General features: G+C 65.1%; 15 protein-coding genes. 4 read left to right on the forward strand and 11 right to left on the reverse strand.

Annotation, left to right across the window (positions count from 1 at the left end; all coding sequences use genetic code 11):
* Positions 1 to 32 precede the first annotated feature (32 nt).
* The 3 genes from ACFMPD_RS10285 to ACFMPD_RS10295 all read right to left on the reverse strand — a co-directional run bounded on the left by ACFMPD_RS10285 (position 33) and on the right by ACFMPD_RS10295 (position 3,885).
* Complete coding sequence (locus ACFMPD_RS10285; protein ID WP_380993814.1) at positions 33 to 1,403, reverse strand: tetratricopeptide repeat protein; 1,371 nt, start codon at positions 1,401 to 1,403, stop codon at positions 33 to 35.
* Positions 1,404 to 1,694: 291 nt separating this feature from the next.
* The gene (locus ACFMPD_RS10290) at positions 1,695 to 3,317 is read right to left on the reverse strand and encodes a thiamine pyrophosphate-binding protein (protein WP_380993816.1); all 1,623 of its coding nucleotides are present in this window, start codon (positions 3,315 to 3,317) and stop codon (positions 1,695 to 1,697) included.
* A 79-nt stretch (positions 3,318 to 3,396) separates the two neighbouring features.
* Entirely contained in the window at positions 3,397 to 3,885 is a 489-nt protein-coding gene (locus ACFMPD_RS10295; protein ID WP_380993817.1) for a DUF302 domain-containing protein, read from the reverse strand.
* 142 nt (positions 3,886 to 4,027) lie between these two features.
* Between ACFMPD_RS10295 and selD the strand changes: the two genes are divergently transcribed.
* Positions 4,028 to 6,193, forward strand: a complete 2,166-nt coding sequence (gene selD, locus ACFMPD_RS10300; protein ID WP_380993818.1) for a selenide, water dikinase SelD — start codon at positions 4,028 to 4,030, stop codon at positions 6,191 to 6,193.
* Here selD and mnmH read toward each other — a convergent pair.
* From mnmH to ACFMPD_RS10335, 7 genes are all read right to left on the reverse strand, one after another.
* Positions 6,169 to 7,245: a tRNA 2-selenouridine(34) synthase MnmH gene (gene mnmH, locus ACFMPD_RS10305; RefSeq protein ID WP_380993820.1), complete on the reverse strand. Its 1,077-nt coding sequence runs from the start codon at positions 7,243 to 7,245 to the stop codon at positions 6,169 to 6,171. The genes selD and mnmH overlap by 25 nt on opposite strands.
* A 775-nt stretch (positions 7,246 to 8,020) precedes the next feature.
* The gene (ptsP, locus tag ACFMPD_RS10310; protein WP_380993821.1) at positions 8,021 to 10,264 is read right to left on the reverse strand and encodes a phosphoenolpyruvate--protein phosphotransferase; all 2,244 of its coding nucleotides are present in this window, start codon (positions 10,262 to 10,264) and stop codon (positions 8,021 to 8,023) included.
* A gap of 47 nt (positions 10,265 to 10,311) precedes the next feature.
* Complete coding sequence (locus tag ACFMPD_RS10315; RefSeq protein ID WP_380993823.1) at positions 10,312 to 11,550, reverse strand: aspartate kinase; 1,239 nt, start codon at positions 11,548 to 11,550, stop codon at positions 10,312 to 10,314.
* A 195-nt stretch (positions 11,551 to 11,745) separates the two neighbouring features.
* On the reverse strand, positions 11,746 to 12,192 hold the full coding sequence (locus ACFMPD_RS10320; RefSeq protein ID WP_380993825.1) for a DUF1178 family protein: 447 nt from the start codon (positions 12,190 to 12,192) through the stop codon (positions 11,746 to 11,748).
* 69 nt (positions 12,193 to 12,261) lie between these two features.
* Positions 12,262 to 12,726 (reverse strand): NUDIX hydrolase, encoded by a 465-nt coding sequence (locus ACFMPD_RS10325; RefSeq protein ID WP_380993827.1) that lies wholly within the window; start codon positions 12,724 to 12,726, stop codon positions 12,262 to 12,264.
* Positions 12,727 to 12,851: 125 nt separating this feature from the next.
* Positions 12,852 to 13,610, reverse strand: coding sequence for an EcsC family protein (locus tag ACFMPD_RS10330; protein ID WP_380993829.1), 759 nt, complete (start codon positions 13,608 to 13,610; stop codon positions 12,852 to 12,854).
* Between the two features lie 59 nt (positions 13,611 to 13,669).
* On the reverse strand, positions 13,670 to 14,167 hold the full coding sequence (locus tag ACFMPD_RS10335; RefSeq protein WP_380993830.1) for a GNAT family N-acetyltransferase: 498 nt from the start codon (positions 14,165 to 14,167) through the stop codon (positions 13,670 to 13,672).
* 80 nt (positions 14,168 to 14,247) lie between these two features.
* On the opposite strand from ACFMPD_RS10335, the gene ACFMPD_RS10340 reads away from it, so the two are divergent.
* From ACFMPD_RS10340 to ACFMPD_RS10350, 3 genes are all read left to right on the forward strand, one after another.
* Complete coding sequence (locus ACFMPD_RS10340) at positions 14,248 to 14,856, forward strand: flavin reductase family protein (protein ID WP_380993832.1); 609 nt, start codon at positions 14,248 to 14,250, stop codon at positions 14,854 to 14,856.
* Between the two features lie 216 nt (positions 14,857 to 15,072).
* Positions 15,073 to 15,675: a Crp/Fnr family transcriptional regulator gene (locus tag ACFMPD_RS10345; protein WP_380993834.1), complete on the forward strand. Its 603-nt coding sequence runs from the start codon at positions 15,073 to 15,075 to the stop codon at positions 15,673 to 15,675.
* A gap of 69 nt (positions 15,676 to 15,744) precedes the next feature.
* A complete protein-coding gene (locus tag ACFMPD_RS10350) occupies positions 15,745 to 15,936 on the forward strand; it encodes a YgaP family membrane protein (protein ID WP_380993835.1) in 192 nt (63 codons plus the stop codon).
* 343 nt (positions 15,937 to 16,279) lie between these two features.
* On the opposite strand, the gene ACFMPD_RS10355 is transcribed toward ACFMPD_RS10350, so the two are convergent.
* Positions 16,280 to 17,914, reverse strand: coding sequence for a SulP family inorganic anion transporter (locus ACFMPD_RS10355; protein ID WP_380993837.1), 1,635 nt, complete (start codon positions 17,912 to 17,914; stop codon positions 16,280 to 16,282).
* Positions 17,915 to 17,942 lie beyond the last annotated feature (28 nt).

A 17,942-nucleotide genomic window follows, 5' to 3' on the forward strand; every position in this document is an offset into this window, starting at 1 on the left:
CTGATTCTGCAAATTCAACGGCCCATGGGGACTCACTGGGCCGGAACGCTCTGTGCACCGGATTCGTTCCGTCCGATAGCGATTATTTCGCGCCGGGCTGCGGCAAATGCGTCCTCGGCCCCGGCCCGCTGATCGCGGCGCTGGTCCAGGATCGCCTCGGCCTGATCCAGCAGTCCGGCCCGCAGTCCGGCGTCGATGGTCAGCCGCTCGAAAACGTCGCGCTGGGCATGGCTGCCGCCTGCCTTTTGCAGGGTCGTACGGGCCTGCGACAGATGGACAAAAGCGGTCCCGTACTGGCCCTCGCCAAAGGCTTCCAGCCCCTGCGCCGCCTGCAGACCCGGGCGGGCCATGCGCTCGGCCATCTCGGTTTCACCGGCCCTGGCATCGCGGTGCATGCGTTGCAGCAGGCGGCCCAGCTCGGCCGGGCGATTGTCCGCACCCAGGGCCAGCAGGTAATGCAGATCGGCAAAGACCAGACAGCCGTCTTCGGTGCGGGCGGCGCTGAGGTCGGCCAGTTCGACCCAGCGGTCGCCGACATCCACGCCTTCCAGTTCCAGCCGGGTCAGCAGCGAGGTGGCGTTTGAAATATCGCGGTAATCGTCGGTCTTGTCGGCGCGGATGGCGGTGTCATACAGGTCCAGAACCGCATCGATCTGCCCCTGATCCAGATGCATCAGCGCTTTGTGCCACCAGACATGGTATCGGAAATTGTTGCAATGCGCCCAGGCGGTCTCGCGCCCGGCCAGCCAGTCCAGGCCCTTGCGCGCATTGCCGGTCATGTCATGCACATGCGCCACCGCATGCAGCCCCCAGGCATCGTCGGGTGCGGTCCACAGCGCCTGACGACCAGCGATTTCGGCGCGGTCATAGTCGCCGGTCTCTTCCAGCGCAAAAGCGTGGCAGCCCAGCAGATAGCCATGCCCCGGATGGTCCGGGCCATAGGCTGGCAGCACCCGCTCGACCGACCGGCGCATGCCGGTGGCGTCGCCCAGCACGAACCGGATTGCGTGACTCAGCTTCATCGCCAGCGCATCGGCGGGGTCGGCGCGCAGCACCTGTTCCAGCAGTTGCACCGCCTGGCTGGGCCGGCCCTGCAGCCAGACCTGCAGCGCCTGCACATAGAGCGCTTCGCGCGGCAGCACATGCCCCTCGGCCATGGCGCGCTGTGCCGCGGCCAGATCGGTCTCGGCGACAGCCACCAGTTCGCGCCGCCCCAGCAGCAGATAGAACATGCCCTTGACCGCGTGCCCAAGGGCAAAGCCCGGCTCGGCGGCGAGGACCGACATCAGATGCTGTGGCGTGACGGCGGCATGCGCCAGAAACCCCAGCATCGCGGCATTCCAGTCCGCGCAACTGCCGGCCAGTTCCAGGCTGGTCGGCTGGCCAAAAACGTCGTGCTGCATGCTGTGTCCAATTCTGTTTAACACTGGGGTACTGGTACTGGGACTATCAGAGTGTAAGCCGTTGAAATATCGCTATGGCAGATGCTCGCGCATTGGTGAAATCACGTGTTGCCGATGCGAGGAAAATCGCCGACATCTGCAACCTTTTGGGCAGAATGCCGCGCGCGCGGCTCCGCCGGGACGAATTGCCCCAACAGAAAACGACACCCGCAGCCCGTATCTCAGCGCTATGGGCGCGACGATTCGGGTGGCTCGGCGCCCGATCGGCGTCAGCGCCCGGACCCGTCCGCGCTAGAGCCGGCCGTCATAGGCCGCGGCATCGATCTGCGCCGAAATGACGGTGAAACGGTCTGCGCTCATCGCCTGCTGCAAGGCCGTCCGCAGATCGGCGCGGTTATGCACCGTGACACCGTTGCCGCCCAGCGCCTGCCCCAGGGCGGCGAAATCGTGGCGGGCGAAATCGACGCCGCGATTGGCCATCTGCCGCTGCCGCTGCTTCAATTCGATCAGAGCCAGGCTGGCATCGACAAAGACGACAAAGATCGCTGCGGTGCCCAGCTCGGCGGCGGTGGCCAGTTCGCCGGCCACCATCAGAAACCCGGCATCGCCGGAAAAGCTGACCACCGGGCGATCGGGTGCGGCCAGTTTCAGGCCGATTGCCAGCGGCACGGCGCAGCCCATCGTGCACAGACCCGACGACTGGACCAGGTCGCGCGGCGTCCGGCAGGTCCACATCTGCGACAGCAGGATGCGATGCGCACCGCTGTCGGCGGTGGCCAGCGTGTCCGGCGGCAGAACCGCGCGCGCCTCGGCGATGACGGCGGCGGGCCCCCAGTCGTCATCCGTCGGAAAAGCCCGCGCCAGCGCCGCCCGGGTCTGATCGGGCTGTCCACCGGGCCAGGTCGCGCGCGATTTCGCGCCTTGCGCCAGAGTTTCCAGCGTTGCGCCGGGATCGGCAACGAAATTCAGCCCCGCCTGGTGCATGTAATGGGTGTTGGCAACCGCCGCGATATCAATCACCGGCTGCCGGGATGGATCCCACGCCTCGCGCCAGCCGGGACGCATCTCGATCGGGTCGTAACCGATGGCCAGAATCAGATCGGCCTGCCGCACCAGCGGCAGCAGATGGCCGTCGGCCACCGGCGACAGCCCGGCCGCGCCCAGACACAGGGGATGGTCTTCGGGGACGATACCCTTGGCTTTGTATGTGGTGACGAACGGAATTCGGAAATGTTCGAGAAAGGCGCGCAGGATGCAGCCATGATCGCCGCTCAGCATGTCCAGTCCGATCACCGCCAGCGGCCGTTCGGCCCGGGCCAGCCATTGCCGCGCCAACGCCAGATCGGCCCCCTGCGGTGCCACCGGGCTGGCGGGCCTGCGGCGGCGCACCGGCCCCGGGGCAACCCTGGCATCGGCGACGCTGATCGGGACGTCCAGATGCACCGGCCCGGGGCGCGGTTCGGTGGCAATGGCGACCGCCTTGTCGGCGATGGTGTCCGCCCCGGCGGCGGTCAGGCGAAAGCTGGCCTTTGTGATCGGTCCGAACACCGCCTGATGGTCCAGCACCTGATGGGTATAGGTCAGCGCCTCGTCGGCATCGACGCATCCGGTCAGCACGATCATCGGCACCCGGTCCTGATGCGCATTGGCCACCACGTTGACCCCGTTCAGCGCCCCCGGCCCCAGGGTCGCGACCAGAATGCCCGGCGCCCCGTCGCGGTGATGCACCCCTTCGGCCATGAAACCGGCGGCATTCTCGTGTTTCGCCAGATGAAAGGCGATGCCGGCGGTTTCGAGCGCGTCAACCAGGGTCAGCACTTCGCCGCCGGGCATGCCAAAGGCGTGGCGACAGCCGGCCTCGTAAAGCCGCCGGGCCAGGACATCGGCAGCGCGCAAGGGGGTCGGATCGGTCATCAGGGGGCTCCGCCGGCTGGGGTGTCGCGGCAGAATGCCCGCCAAGGCCCGCGCCGCAACCCCGCTCACGCCAGTGTGACTATTGCAGCGCCGCCGCCGCGATTGCCGCAAAACGTGCGTCCAGGGCCGCCGCCAGATCGCCCAGCTCTGCCCCGCCCTCGTCCAGATAGGGCGCCAGCACATGGCTGGGGGTCTTGTAGGCCAGCGTTGCGCTGCCATCGGCGTTCTCGGTCACGTAAAAGCGGATCGGTGCCTCGATCATCGCCGCCGTCGACAGGGCCAGCAATCGCACCGCGAAATCGTTGTTGAAAACGCCAATGACCCGGTTGCCGGGGATGGTGATGCCGCGGCTGGCCGCGGCGCCGGTTGGGCCGGCCTCGGTCACGACCCCCATACCGTTGGCGCGGGTCGCGGATTTCACCGCGCCGATCAGCGCCTCGTAAGGCTTGTCGCTGGCCTGCACCACCCAGCCCGGGCGGGCGGACAGGTCCTGCGCCAGTGCTGCGCCAATTCCGATCAGTCCCCAGATCGGGGCCATCAGCGCCATGGCGCGCAGATGTCTGGTCATGTCGGGACTCCGGTCGTTGTTTCGCTGATCCTGCCGCGGTTCGGTCGCGTTGAACACTCACAATCGCGTTTTCAGAACCGCCGCCGCCCGGATCGGCGCCGCGACGCCTTGTGTGCCGGCCAAAAGCGGCTAGAACGCGCGCATGCAGCATCCCGATCTTCCCCTGACACATGACCTGGTCCTGATCGGCGGCGGCCATACCCACGCCCTGGTCCTGCGGGCCTGGGGCATGCGCCCGGTGCCCGGCGCCCGGGTGACGGTGATCAACCCCGGTCCCACGGCCCCCTATTCCGGCATGCTGCCGGGCTATGTCGCCGGGCATTACACCCGCCGCGATCTGGATATCGACCTGGTGCGGCTGGCCCGGTTCGCCGGCGCGCGGGTCATTCTGGGGGCGGCCGAGCATATCGACCTGCAGACGCGTCAGGTGCGGGTGCCCGGGCGGCCACCGATCGGCTTTGACGTCTGTTCCATCGATATCGGCATTACCTCGGACATGCCGGCCCTGCCGGGGTTCGCCGCGCATGCGGTTCCGGCCAAGCCGCTCGGCCCCTTTGCTGCGCGTTGGTCAGACTATGTTGCCGGGGCCGGCCCGGCCCGGGTGGCGGTGCTGGGCGGCGGCGTCGCGGGGGCCGAACTGGCCATGGCCATGGCGCACGCGCTGCGCACCCGGAACCGGCAAGGCCAGGTCACGCTGATCGACCGGGCCAAGGCGCTGAGCGCTCTGAGTACCGCCGCCGCGGCGCGGATCCGCGCGGACATGACGGCCCTGGATGTAACCCTGCTGGAAAACGCCGAGGCCACCGGGATCACCGCCCAAGGGGTAATTCTGGCCGATGGGCGCACCATCGCCGCCGAATTCGTCACCGGGGCGGCCGGGGCGCGGGCGCATGGCTGGATCGCCGGCACCGGGTTGCGGCACAAGGACGGCTTCATCGAGGTCGACGCGCATCTGCGCACCAGCGACCCGGCGGTCTTTGCCGCCGGCGATTGCGCCCACCTGACGCAATCACCGCGGCCCAAGGCCGGCGTCTATGCGGTGCGCCAGGCACCGGTTCTCTATGACAATCTCTGTGCCTCGCTGATCGGCGGCCGCATGCGCCCCTATCGGGCGCAAAAGGACTATCTGAAACTGGTATCGCTGGGCGGCAAGCGCGCCGTGGCCGAGCGGTTTGGCCGCCCTCTGAGCGGCGCGCTGATGTGGCGCTGGAAGGACCATATCGACCGCAAGTTCATGAACCGGTTCCGCGATCTGCCCGCCATGGGCGCGGCCGATCTGCCCGCGGTTCACACGCAGGGGCTGGCCGAAGCACTGGGCGACAAGCCGATGTGTGGCGGATGTGGCGCCAAGGTCGGGCGCGCGCCGCTGCGCGGCGCGCTGGACGGCCTGCAGAACAGCGACCGGACGGACATCACCGCCCTGCCGGGCGACGATGCCGCCGTGCTGCATACCGGCGGGGTGCGGCAGGTCATGACCACGGACCACCTGCGCGCCTTCATCGCCGATCCGGTGGTGATGACACGCATTGCCGCCATCCACGCGCTGGGCGATATCTGGGCCATGGGAGGCCAACCGCAGGCCGCAACGGCCACGGTGATCCTGCCGCGCCTGTCCACGCCGCTGCAGCGCCGCACGCTGAGCGAAATCATGCAGACCGCAACAGAAACGATGCGCGCGGTGGGGGCCGAGATTGTCGGCGGCCACACCTCGACGGGCAGCGAACTGACCCTGGGCTTTACCGTCATCGGAACCTGCCCGCAGCCGCCCATCACCCTGGCCGGCGGGTTGCCGGGCGACGTGCTGCTCTTGACCAAGCCCCTGGGCAGCGGCGTTCTGATGGCCGCCGAGATGGCCGGTCAGGCCGAAGGCGGCTGGATCGCGGCGGCGATCGCGCAGATGACGCAATCGCAGGCCGAGGCTGCGCGCATTCTGGCCGAGGCCCATGCCATGACCGATGTCACCGGTTTTGGCCTGGCCGGTCACTTGCATGGCCTGTGCGACGCATCGGGCACCGGCGCGCGGCTGGATCTGGCGGCGATTCCGCTGATGGACGGGGCGCGCGAACTGGCCGAGGCAGGCACGCGTTCGTCGCTGTTCGCCGACAACCGCGCCCTGGTCCCAGGCCTGCCCACGGGCGGGGCAGCCGATCTGATGTTCGACCCGCAAACCGCGGGGGGGTTGCTGGCCGCCGTGGCCCCGGACCGGGCGGCGGCGCTGCTGGCGCGGCTGTGCGAGGCGGGTTATCCGGCGGCGCGCATCGGCGTGCTGACCGAAGGGCCGGTTCAGCTGGCGCTGGCCGAGGGCTGAGGCGGGTTGCGCAGCAGCGCGACAATCCGGTCGGCGATGCGGCCCAGCCCGGCCGCGTCCAGCCGCTCGGTCTGCAGGTGCGCGATCACCGGCGCATCCACCGCCTTGCGCGACTTGGCATAGGACGGGTCGTAATGTTGCTGCATCAGCGCCCGGGTCAGCCCCGCCTTGTCGCCCGCCGCGATCTTTTCCAGCCAGCCATCCACAACCGCATGACCGCGATGCGGGCGCAGCTTGGTCAACTGCGTCTCCAGCAGCTCGGCATCCGACAGGATATCGTCATAAGCGCGCACCAGATATGCAGTGCGCGCCTCGGGCGGCGCCGTGATCGCGATGCGCGGCGCCTGTTTCATTGCCGCCCACAGGCTGGGCGGAATGATCAGTTGCCCGATCTTGCTGGATTCCGCCTCGATCAGCACCGGCCGGGCCGCATCCAGCGCTTCGAGCGCCAGCGCCAGCCGGGATTCGAACGCCTTTTGGCTGGGCTGCCCGCCGGAACGCTGCCCCAGCAAGGAACCGCGATGGCCGGCCAGACCTTCGAGATCCAGCACCTGACCGCCCTGCCCCCGAACCCGATGTAAAAGCTCGGTCTTGGCGGTGCCGGTATACCCATCCAGCGCGATCAGCCGGTGCGGCAAAACCCGGTCATAAAGCGCCGTGTTCACCAGCCGCCGATAGGTGCGATACCCCCCCTCGATGACATCGGCCCGCCAGCCGATCTGGCCCAGCATCCAGGTGAACGACCCCGAGCGCTGACCGCCGCGCCAGCAATAGACCAGCGGCCGCCAGCCGCCCTCGTGATCGCGCAGGGCGGTTTCGATGTGGCGGGCGGCGTTGCGAAACACCAGCGCCGCGCCGATCTTGCGGGCCAGAAACGGGCTTTGCTGCACATATATCGTACCGACCTCGGCACGTTCGCGATTGTCCAGCACCGGCAGGTTGATGGCACCGGGCAGATGATCCTCGGCATATTCGGCCGGACTGCGCACGTCGATCACGGTGTCAAAGCCGTGGTTCAACAGTGCCGGCAGGGTATCATAGCGTTGTGACATGCCTTCCTCTAGCGTGCCAGGCGGGGCGGTGAAAGACGGGATCGGTCAGGGCATTGGCCGGACGGGCGTCGAACAGCCGAGCCCTGGCATCGCTGGGCAACGTTATGGCAAATCGTCCGCACATACCTGACAACCGGTCCGCAATCATTACAGGCGCCCCGACGGGCATGACATCTGGCCAGAGCGCATAACGGCAAGGCAACAGCGATTTGTGATCCGACGAACCGTGCCTTTCCCACCCGGCGACCCGCTGTTGCAGAATAACCGGCATGCACGGCATCCAATAGACTCAAGCGGGCCGAACGCCGCTGCCATGACATTTTTCCGACATTCATTTCAAAAGACAAGTTTCTGTTAAAATTTGAAAAATACCGAAGGCTCGAAAACGTAACACTGCGCCCGCCGAAGGCTGGCCAGGTCGCGATGACCGGCCGCGCTACGCGGAACGAACCGAAAATTCCACGGTCTGCCGGGTAAAGTCGTCCACCGTGTTTTCCACAGCCACCGCCCGGGTTTTTGCGAGGGCGGCGCGCCGGTTTTTCAACCCCTTGCGCCACCAAGAGAGGACGGCGCGAAAATACCACTTTGGCGACAAACGCCAACAAATACACAACCATGTCGGTCTGCGTGGATGCTGTTCCGAACGTGGCTGACGTCAATGCGATACAGCCCTGCTCGGTTCTATGGCGCCCGCGCCGCGCACTGCTGGACGGCAATCGTGCACATCGCCACACGAGGCGGAAACCCGCCGTCTTGTTGAGAGGCCCCGGGGCGATCAGATCTGGGTGCGCAGCAATTCCATCACCGCAGGTCGCACCGACTGATCGCCGCGCTCGCGCGCGGTGTCGATGGCCTGGCGCACCTCTTCCAGGCTGCTGCGGCGCAACAGGCTTTTGACCGGCCCGATCGAGGCCGGGCGCATGGACAACGAGCGGATGCCAATCGCCGCCAGACACAGCGCCTCGATCGGTCGCCCGGCATCCTCGCCGCAGAAACTGAGCGGTGTGTTGCTGAGCCTGCAGCGCTCGACGATCCTTTCGATCAGACTGAGAAAGCTGACATTCAGCGTGTCATAGCGCCGGCGCACGCGCTCGTTCTCGCGGTCGGCGGCGAAAAAGAACTGTTTCAGGTCGTTGCCGCCGATCGACAGGAATTCGACCTCTTGAAAGAACCGCTCGGGCGCAAAAACCAGCGATGGCGTTTCCAGCATCGCGCCGATCTCCAGCTTTTCCGGCAGCACATGGCCCAGCCGCCGTTCGCGGGCGATGGCCTTGTCAACCTCGTGACGCGCGGCCAGATATTCCTCGTACTGGGCGACGAAGGGAAACATGATGGTGAGCGGACGCCCCTTGGCGGCGCGGATCAGCGCCTGCAGCTGCATGCGCATCACACCCGGCTTGTCCAGCCCGACCCGGATGGCGCGCCAGCCCAGCGCCGGGTTCGGCTCGTCATTGGGCTTCATATAGGGCAGCACCTTGTCCGAACCGATATCCAGGGTGCGGAACACGACCCGCTTGCCATGCGCTGAATCCAGCACCCGCGAATAGATTTCGGCCAGTTCCATGCGCTTGGGCATCTGGTTGCGGATCAGGAACTGCAACTCGGTGCGGAACAGGCCGACTCCTTCGGCGCCCGATCCGACCAGCGACGGCAGATCCGCCATCAGGCCGGCATTCATCGTCAGGGTCAACTTGGTGCCACAACGGGTCTTGGCCGGCTTGTCACGAATCGAGGCATAGCGCTCTTGCGCCTTGGCCTGCATGGCGATCTTGTCGCGAAAGGCGGCCACCACGCTTTCCTCCGGGCGCAGGTGTACCGCGCCCTGATCGCCGTCGACCATGATGTGGTCGCCATTCAACGCCTCTGTGGCGATACGGCCGGCATGCACGATCAGCGGTATCGCCAGCGCCCGCGCGACGATGGCGGCATGGCTGCCGACGGAACCTTCTTCGAGCACGATGCCGCGCAGGTTGCGGCCATATTCCAGCAACTCGGCGGGACCGATGTTGCGCGCGACCAGGATTGGATCCGCCGGCAGGTCGGCCCCGGTCTCGGTGCCCTGCCCGGTCAGGATGCGCAACAGCCGGTTGCTGAGATCGTCGAGATCGCTGAGACGCTCGCGCAAATAGGAATCGGTGACCTGCGACATGCGCGCCCGCGCCTGAGACTGTTCCTTTTCCACGGCAGCTTCGGCGCTGAGCCCGCGGCTGATGTCCTCTTCCATGCGGCGCATCCAGCCCTTGGAATTGGCGAACATGCGATAGGCTTCGAGCACCTGCAGCTGCTCCTTGTCGCCGCTGCGCGACATTTCCAGCATCCGGTCGACGCCAACCCGCAATTCCTCGACGGCCTCAAGCAGCCGTTCCAGTTCGCGATTCGGGTCGTCCGCAATCGGGTTCGCAACCACCACGCGCGGTTCGTGCAGCCAGACATGGCCCTCGGCGGCCCCTTCCTGCGCGGTGGTGCCGCGAAACAGCACCGGCTGCTGGTGCCGCGCGGACAGGGCCGCGCCCTCGCCGACAAAGGCCCCCAGCTCGGTCATCTCGGCGATGACCATGGCCACGACTTCCAGTGCATAGAGCTCATCCGCGGTAAAGGTCCGGGCCTCGCGCGACTGCACGACCAGCACGCCCAGCTTTTCGCCCAGACGCTGGATCGGGATGCCGAGAAAGGATGAAAATTTCTCTTCCCCGGTCTCGGGCATATAGCGAAACCCCTGTTCTGCAGGGGCATTGGGCGTGTTGACCGTCTTTCCGGTCCGGGCGACCTTGCCCACCAGACCTTCGCCCAGGCGTAGCCGGGTATGGTGCACGGCGGCGGAATCCAGCCCTTCGGTGGCGCAGAGTTCCAGGGTTTCCTCGTCGCGGAACAGGTAGACCGAGCAGACCTCGGAGCCCATGCTGTCGGCAATCAGATGGGTGATCTTGTCCAGCCGCGCCTGACCGGCGACATCGCTGGCCATGGCGTCGCGCAAGCGGCCAAGCAGCTTGCGGCTTTCGGTTTCAGTATGGTCTGCCATACGCCGGGTTCAATTCCTTGCAGCAGGAAAGCCCAAGCGGATTGCGCTCAGGCCGCCTTGTCCAGTTCAAAGGCATCATGCAGGGCCTGCACGGCAAGTTCCATGTATTTCCGGTCAATCAGCACCGAAATCTTTATCTCGGAGGTTGTAATGACCTTGATGTTTATACCCTCGGCCGAGAGCACCTTGAACATTTTGGCAGCCACACCGGTGTGGCTGCGCATGCCGATTCCGACCACCGAGACCTTTGCCACATCGGTGTCGGCCAGCAATTCGCCAAAGTTCAGAACGCCCTGATCCTTGATCTCAGCCATCGCCTTTTCGGCCCGCTTGACCTGATCGGTGGGGCAGGAAAAGGTCATGTCGGTGCGGCCCTCTTCGCTGATATTCTGCACGATCATGTCGACATTCACCCCGGCATCGGACAGGGCGGTAAAGATCGTCGCCGCGATACCCGGGCGGTCGGCCACCGACAACAGCGTCATCTTGGCCTCGTCGCGGGAATGGGCAACACCGGCCACAACATTGGATTCCATGATATCCTCCTCATCGCAGACCAGCGTGCCGGCCGTGTCGGATTGTTCTTCGAAACTGCTCAGGACCCGCAGCTTGACCTTGTAGCGCATCGCCAGTTCGACCGAGCGGGTCTGCAGCACCTTGGCGCCCAGGCTGGCCAGTTCCAGCATTTCCTCAAAGGCGATCCTGTCAAGCTTGCGCGCCTTGTCGGTGATCCGCGGGTCGGTGGTATAGACCCCGTCCACGTCGGTATAGATGTCGCAGCGTTCGGCCTCGAAGGCGGCGGCAAAGGCCACTGCGGTGGTGTCGCTGCCGCCCCGGCCCAGCGTGGTGATGCGGCCATCGGGTCCGATGCCCTGGAACCCGGCCACAACGGCGACACGCATGCCTTCGCCGAACTTGGCCATGATATTATCGGTCGGTATGTCCTCGATGCGGGCCGCGGCATGGGCCGCCGTGGTCTTGACCGGCACCTGCCAGCCCTGCCAGCTGCGGGCCGGCACGTCCATTTCCTGCAGGGTCAGCGCCATCAGCCCGGCGGTGACATTTTCACCCGAACTGACCACAGCGTCGAATTCACGGGCATCAAACAGCGGCGAGGTCTCTTCGACCCAGCCGACCAGTTCGTTGGTCTTTCCGGACATGGCGCTGACGATGACGATGACGTCATAGCCCTTGGCCACCTCGACGCCGATGCGTTTCGCCACACGGCGGATGCGATCGAGGTTGGCGACCGAAGTGCCACCGAATTTCATCACGAGAACGGGCATGATCCGAGCCTTTCCCTGCGCCTTGGCTGTCAATTGCCCGCCTCTTATGCGAGGGGGGGGCCAAGGGCAAGTGGACAAACCGGGTTGCCGGCGGCGAAACCCACCGGCCAAACCGTGAATATCCGCAATTCGGCGGCGTTGATCCGGTCGCGGTCGGCCCGGGTTCAGGCGGCCCGCAGACTGCTGCGGACGGTCTCAGTTGGTCTTTCGGTTGGGCAGGAATGGCAGCGGCGCGACCGAGATGCCCTCATCCAGCAATTTGCGCGCCTCGTCCACTTTGGCCTCGCCATAGATCGCGCGCTCGGGCACCTTGCCCTCGTGCATGGCGCGCGCCTCGTCGGCGAAATTCACCCCCACATAGTCGGAATTGTCCTCGACCCGGCGGCGCAGTTCGGCCAGCGCCTGCTGCTTGGCATTGGCGGGTTGCGTCAGGGGGGTACCGGGCGCAGGCGGCGTCGCGTCGATCGCGGCGTCGGACGCGGCGCGCACGCGGGGGGCCATGACCGCCTTTTCGACCTTGCAGATACCGCAGACCGCACAGGCGATCATTCCCGATGCCACCAGCTTTTCATAGGCCTCAGAGGACTGAAACCAGCTGTCAAAGCTGTGTCCGTCTGCACATTTTAACGCGTATTGAATCATCGCAAAATTTACTTAAATGAAACCCGATTAGATATCGGCCAGATTGACAAATCAAGAAAATTGCATACTTCAGCCCAGAATTTTCGGATCGAAGTCCCGCAAAATGCGGGCCAGTTCTGGTTCGGTGACCCGGGCCGCTGCTTTTTTCGGCGAAAACCATTTGCGCCGGCGCTGATACCGTTCGGGAAAGTCACGCACCAGCGACTTGACCCGCACCGGATAGATCATCGCAACGCAAGGCAGCCCGCCGACCGCATTCAGGACCTTGTAATAGGAATATAGACCGAGACAACGGTCGATCGGCTTACCGACAACACCGGCCTCTTCCCAAGCCTCTTGCGCGGCGGATTGCGCCGGGGTCATCCCGTCCATCGGCCAGCCCTTTGGAACGATCCAGCGCCCGGTTCTGCGCGACGTCACCAGCAGGATCTGTGGCCTGTCGCGCTGGACGCGATAGCACAGGGCAGCGAACTGGCTGCGCACATCGCTTTTGTGTGATGCCTTGATGGTAATCGGCAATTGCTTGATCAGCATGTTTCCTACCCGCGCTCCGCACCTTTTTGTTTCAAGGCTACAACGCCGTTTCCCGAATTTCACCAAATATCTGCGGAAACTCTCCATATTTTGTGTTACCAAATGGTAAACGATCTACATCTGCATTAACCAATTCCCGGCTGCATCCGGTTTGTCAGACGCTGAACCAGATCACGATGCGGCACGTCGCCGTTGATGGCCAGCCGGCGCAGACCGAAATGAACATGCGCAATCTGCTGGTAATAGCTGGTATAGACATAGTTCGCGGTGGCACCCGCCACCGCTCCCAGAACCGGTACGGTCTGGGTAGCCAACTTTTGCCCCAGCACCGCCGCTAGCCGCGGCGTCACCGCGGCGATCAGCTTGTGCAGCCCGCCGCCGCTGAGCGTCAGGCGCAGCGAAAGAAATCCCAGATCGGCCCCGTCATCGACCGTCAGCGGACCGGATGCTGCAAAGACCCGGATACAGTCGAACTGGACATTCTCCGCCGCCGGGTCAAAGCCGTGTTCGGCGGCCACGTCCTGAATGGCGCGCAACAGCACCGTCGTCGTCGCCGGCAGCTCGACCAGCGCCGTGGGCAGGCCGCCGAACCCGCCGGCCGCGCCCATTGCCGTGGTGACCGCCGAATTGACCCAGGGCTTCTGCTCGGGCACGACGCTGCGCGAGCGCTGTGCCGCCGCCATCGCCAGCGTCAATGCCTGTTCCGTCGCGCCCCCCAGCCCGGCCCGAACGGCTGCGGGCAGCTTGTCGATCAGCCCTTCGGCCTGACCGCCAAGCAGAGTCAGCATCTGCAGGCCGACGCCGCTGGCGGCGCGGTATCTGGCGGCCAACCGATCCAGTTCCGCATCGACATCCACCGGTCCGACAGTCACGATTTCGCTCATCCGACTCTTCCGTTCCTTTCAAAGGGACAGAACCAAGATCGGCATTGCCGGCGCGCTTTTCAATGCGCGTCGTCCTCCCACCGCGTGACATTGCCGACGACCCCGGCCCAGGCGCGGGGGGTCAGATCCTGCCCCAGAACCCGTTCGGGATTGGTCGGCGGCGGCATCTCGACCCCGCGCAGCGGCGTGAAACCGAAACGCGCGTAATAGGGTGCATCCCCGACCAGCATGACCCGCTGCCAGCCCCTGTCGCGGGCCGCGGCCAGCCCGTCGCGGATCAGCACCGCCCCCAGCCCTTCGCCCTGATGCGTCGGATGCACCGCCACCGGCCCCAGCAGCAGCGCCGGTGCGCCGCCGACCCGCACCGGCCAGAACCGGATCGCGCCGGCCAGAATGCGGTCGCTGTCGCGTGCCACCAGCGACAGGCCCGGCACCGGCGCAACGCCGTCGCGCAACCGGTACGAGGACAGCGCCTCGCGCCCCGGTGCGAAACACAGGTCAAACAACGCCTCGACGTCCCACCAGTCGTCCCGGGTTTCAGCTCTCAGTTCAATCACGCGGGGCGTCCATTCAGCGTTCCGTGGTGGAATTCGCCCTAGCACGCCGCTAAGTCTGGGGCAAACCATCGGAGAGTTGCATGTTCTACCGCCCCGAAGACGGCCACGGGCTGCCGCACAACCCCTTTAACGCCATCGTCACGCCGCGCCCGATCGGCTGGATCTCCAGCCGGGCGGCGGATGGCACCAACAACCTGGCGCCCTATTCCTTTTTCAATGCGATTGCCTATGTGCCGCCGCAGGTGATGTTCGCCTCGACCGGTGCGAAACCGGATCAGGACGGCACCAAGGACAGCGTTGCCAACATTGCGGAAACCGGCGAATTCTGCGTCAATATCGTCGAATACGCCGCGCGCGACGCGATGAATGCCAGCTCGGCGGCGCTGGCCAAGGGCGCGGACGAATTCGACGCCGCCGGCTTGACGCCGATCCCGTGCGAGACCATCGACTGCGCCCGCGTTCAGGGCGCCCCGGCGGCCCTGGAATGCCGCCTGACCCGGATCATCGACCTGCCGGGTCAGGCCAACCGGCTGGTGCTGGGCCAGGTCACTGGAATCCACATGCGCGATGACTGCATTCGCGACGGCCGGTTCGATGTCACAACCTTTCAGCCGCTGTCCCGGCTGGGCTATCGCGACTATGCTCGCGTCACCGACCTGTTCGAGATGACCCGCCCGGGCGAGGGCTAGGCCCGCCTTGACCCAGCCTCCTCTGGGAGCTGGTTGTCGGTGACCTTCGACGGCATTTCCATTGCAGGGATTTCGGGCCTCTTTCTGAACCGCATGGCGGCACCCCACGCCCGCAACGGAGACTCATTTCATCGAGCGGACCAGTCCCCGGCCATTGGGTATTGAATCAACGCCCGTGTCAGTGTCAGGTCGTTGCATCGACGAACATTGCAGATCTTGGATTTCATCTTGGCAAGAAACTTCAAAGCCCCGGTGGGCCAGTCTATCTTCAGCCCTGGTCAGGAATGCCCCGGCTTTCTGAGCCTCAAGTCAGGGTCGATCCGCGTAACCTTGTCCGGCGCTTCGGGGCGAGAGGTGGTCCTCTATCGCGTTGGGCCCGGAGAGGTCTGCCTGCAAACCTTCTCCTGTCTGGTGGATGGCAGGGTCTACGGGGCCGAGGGCATCGTCGAGGCCGATATCGAAGGCGAGATGATACCGGCGCGTGAATTCCGAAAACGTCTGGAGGATGACAAGGATTTTCGCCAGGCGGTCCTCGCGTCGGTTGCGCTCAGATTCACCGAATATCAGGAACTGGTCGAAGACGTGGCCCTGACAGCATTTGATGCCCGACTGGCCAAGACGTTGCTGAAACTTGCAGACGATGAGGGACTTGTGCGGTCGTCTCATGCATCGCTGGCGGCGGAAACCGCGTCCGGTCGCGCCTATGTTAGCCGACGACTTGCAGCATTCGCCCGACAGGGCCTTGTCGAACAGCGGACCCACGGCGTTTGCATCATCGATAAACGCACCTTGGAACAGATTGTCGCAGACTCGCGGTGACAGTGTCACCGTCAGTGCCGCGATCACTGCGGTAGGGTCGCTGCAGTCAGATTTCAAAGGAGCAAAGAAATGACACGGAATGAAGGAAAGATCGACCGCATCCTGCGCGTCATCGTCGGCCTAGCGCTGCTGTCCATCGTTTTTGTTGGCCCGCAGACGATGTGGGGCTTGATCGGGATCGTACCGCTTGCGACCGGTCTCATTGGGACCTGCCCGATCTATTCGATCTTCGGGATCAGGACCTGCTCAATCAAGGGCTGAATGATCCGGCGTCATGCCGCCCGTCGGCTTGGCGCCGCATCGACGGTGTTCTGCACGCGGCCCAGGCCGCCACGCCTTTGTGACACATTTACGGCGTGGCAAAGGGACGGCCGCGGTGTTCCCACACAGATGCTGTGGCATTTTGACAGGCACGAACGGCCGATCCGGGAAAACGGCGCTGCGGCGTGACTTGGCCAGAAGAACGCCGCTTTTTGCGCCGAACGCCGATGTTTCGCAGACCCGGGGTGCCTGACTGACAAATAAGTGCCGCGCTGTGGCGGTGTCGGAGGGGTGTACAGGGGGTCTAGGGGTGTCACCCCCTGCTATTTCTCTGCATGCGGTCTCAGTGCCCGCCAAGGATACCGGTGCGCACCGAGTAATCCACCGCCAGTTCGTAATCCGGGTCGTCGTCACTGTCGACCATCAGGTGTCCCGCCTTGGTCAGCAGCCGGTGACAGTCGCGGCTGAGGTGGCGCAGCTTGATGTTCTTGCCGGCGGCTTCGTATTTGCCGGCAATCGCCTCGATGGCCTGCAGCGCCGACTGGTCCACCACCCGGCTTTCGGCGAAATCGATGATCACGCTGTCCGGGTCGTTGGCCACGTCGAAGAGTTCGACGAAACCATCGGAAGACCCGAAAAAGAGCGGACCCTGGATTTCGTACACCTTGGCGCCCTTTTCGGTGGCCGATTCCCGTGTGACCGCGTGAATGCGCCGGGCGTTGTTCCAGGCATAGGCCAGGGCCGAGACGATCACGCCGACGACGACGGCGACGGCCAGATCCTCCATCACCGTGACCACGGTGACCAGCAGGATGACAAAGGCGTCGGTCAGCGGCACCTTGCGCAGGATAGTCAGACTGTTCCACGCAAAGGTACCGATCACCACCATGAACATCACCCCGACCAGTGCGGCCAGCGGGATCAGTTCGATCACCGGGGCGGCGAACAGGATGAAGATCAGAAGGAACAGCGCCGCGGCGATCCCCGCCACCCGGGTGCGGCCGCCGGATTTGACGTTGATCATCGATTGCCCGATCATCGCGCACCCGCCCATGCCGCCAAAGAACCCGGTCACGGTGTTGGACAGGCCCTGGGCGATGCATTCCTGGCTGGCACCGCCGCGTCTGCCGGTGATTTCACCGACCAGGTTCAGGGTCAGCAGGCTTTCGATCAGCCCGATCGCGGCCAGGATCACCGCATATGGCAGGATGATCTCAAAGGTTTCCCAGGTCAGCGGCACCATCGGGATATGCAGGCTGGGCAGCCCGCCCTGGATCGAGGCCAGATCGCCGACGCGCGGCACGTCCAACCCCACCGCGATCACCAGTGCCGCGACGATGCCGATCCCCGCCAGCGGTGCCGGGACAAGACGGGTGATCCGCGGCATCACCCAGATGATCGCCATGGTCAGCGCCACCAGGCTGAGCATCAGATACAGCTGCGACCCGCTCAGCCATTCGCCGCCCGACATGCCATGGCCGGTGTTCTCCATGCTGCCGGGCACCTTGAACTGGCCAAGCTGGGCCAGAAAGATCACGATCGCCAGCCCGTTGACAAAGCCCAGCATCACCGGATGTGGTACCAGCCGGATGAACTTTCCCCATTGCATGATGCCGGCGAATATCTGCAACAGTCCCATCAGCACGACGGTGGCGAACAGATATTCCACCCCGTGCTGCGCCACCAGCGCCACCATCACAACCGCCAGCGCGCCGGTGGCCCCCGAGATCATGCCGGGCCGCCCACCGATCAGTGCAGTGATCAGGCCGACGAGGAAGGCAGCGTAAAGCCCGACCAGCGGATGCACCCCGGCGACAAAGGCAAAGGCCACCGCCTCGGGCACCAGCGCCAGCGCCACCGTCAGTCCGGCCAGCAACTCGATCCGCAGGCGCGACGGGGTCAGCCCGTCATCGGGCATCCAGCGCAGGTCGGGCATCGCAAGTCGTTTGGCGAAGGACGCCAGAAGAGCACGGGGCATGGGAAGTTCCTGTCGTTTACGGGCTGTT

Source organism: Sedimentitalea sediminis (assembly GCF_042687825.1).
Taxonomy (GTDB): Bacteria; Pseudomonadota; Alphaproteobacteria; order Rhodobacterales; family Rhodobacteraceae; genus Sedimentitalea.

What these genes read in the sequence shown, in the direction of transcription:
- selD (WP_380993818.1), top strand. Translation starts at nt 4,028, where the DNA reads ATGCAGCATCCCGATCTTCCCCTGACACATGACCTGGTCCTGATCGGC.
- mnmH (WP_380993820.1), bottom strand. Translation starts at nt 7,245, where the DNA reads ATGTCACAACGCTATGATACCCTGCCGGCACTGTTGAACCACGGCTTT.
- ACFMPD_RS10340 (WP_380993832.1), top strand. Translation starts at nt 14,248, where the DNA reads ATGTTCTACCGCCCCGAAGACGGCCACGGGCTGCCGCACAACCCCTTT.
- ACFMPD_RS10285 (WP_380993814.1), bottom strand. Translation starts at nt 1,403, where the DNA reads ATGCAGCACGACGTTTTTGGCCAGCCGACCAGCCTGGAACTGGCCGGC.
- ptsP (WP_380993821.1), bottom strand. Translation starts at nt 10,264, where the DNA reads ATGGCAGACCATACTGAAACCGAAAGCCGCAAGCTGCTTGGCCGCTTG.
- ACFMPD_RS10330 (WP_380993829.1), bottom strand. Translation starts at nt 13,610, where the DNA reads ATGAGCGAAATCGTGACTGTCGGACCGGTGGATGTCGATGCGGAACTG.
- ACFMPD_RS10355 (WP_380993837.1), bottom strand. Translation starts at nt 17,914, where the DNA reads ATGCCCCGTGCTCTTCTGGCGTCCTTCGCCAAACGACTTGCGATGCCC.
- ACFMPD_RS10325 (WP_380993827.1), bottom strand. Translation starts at nt 12,726, where the DNA reads ATGCTGATCAAGCAATTGCCGATTACCATCAAGGCATCACACAAAAGC.
- ACFMPD_RS10295 (WP_380993817.1), bottom strand. Translation starts at nt 3,885, where the DNA reads ATGACCAGACATCTGCGCGCCATGGCGCTGATGGCCCCGATCTGGGGA.
- ACFMPD_RS10320 (WP_380993825.1), bottom strand. Translation starts at nt 12,192, where the DNA reads ATGATTCAATACGCGTTAAAATGTGCAGACGGACACAGCTTTGACAGC.
- ACFMPD_RS10350 (WP_380993835.1), top strand. Translation starts at nt 15,745, where the DNA reads ATGACACGGAATGAAGGAAAGATCGACCGCATCCTGCGCGTCATCGTC.
- ACFMPD_RS10290 (WP_380993816.1), bottom strand. Translation starts at nt 3,317, where the DNA reads ATGACCGATCCGACCCCCTTGCGCGCTGCCGATGTCCTGGCCCGGCGG.
- ACFMPD_RS10315 (WP_380993823.1), bottom strand. Translation starts at nt 11,550, where the DNA reads ATGCCCGTTCTCGTGATGAAATTCGGTGGCACTTCGGTCGCCAACCTC.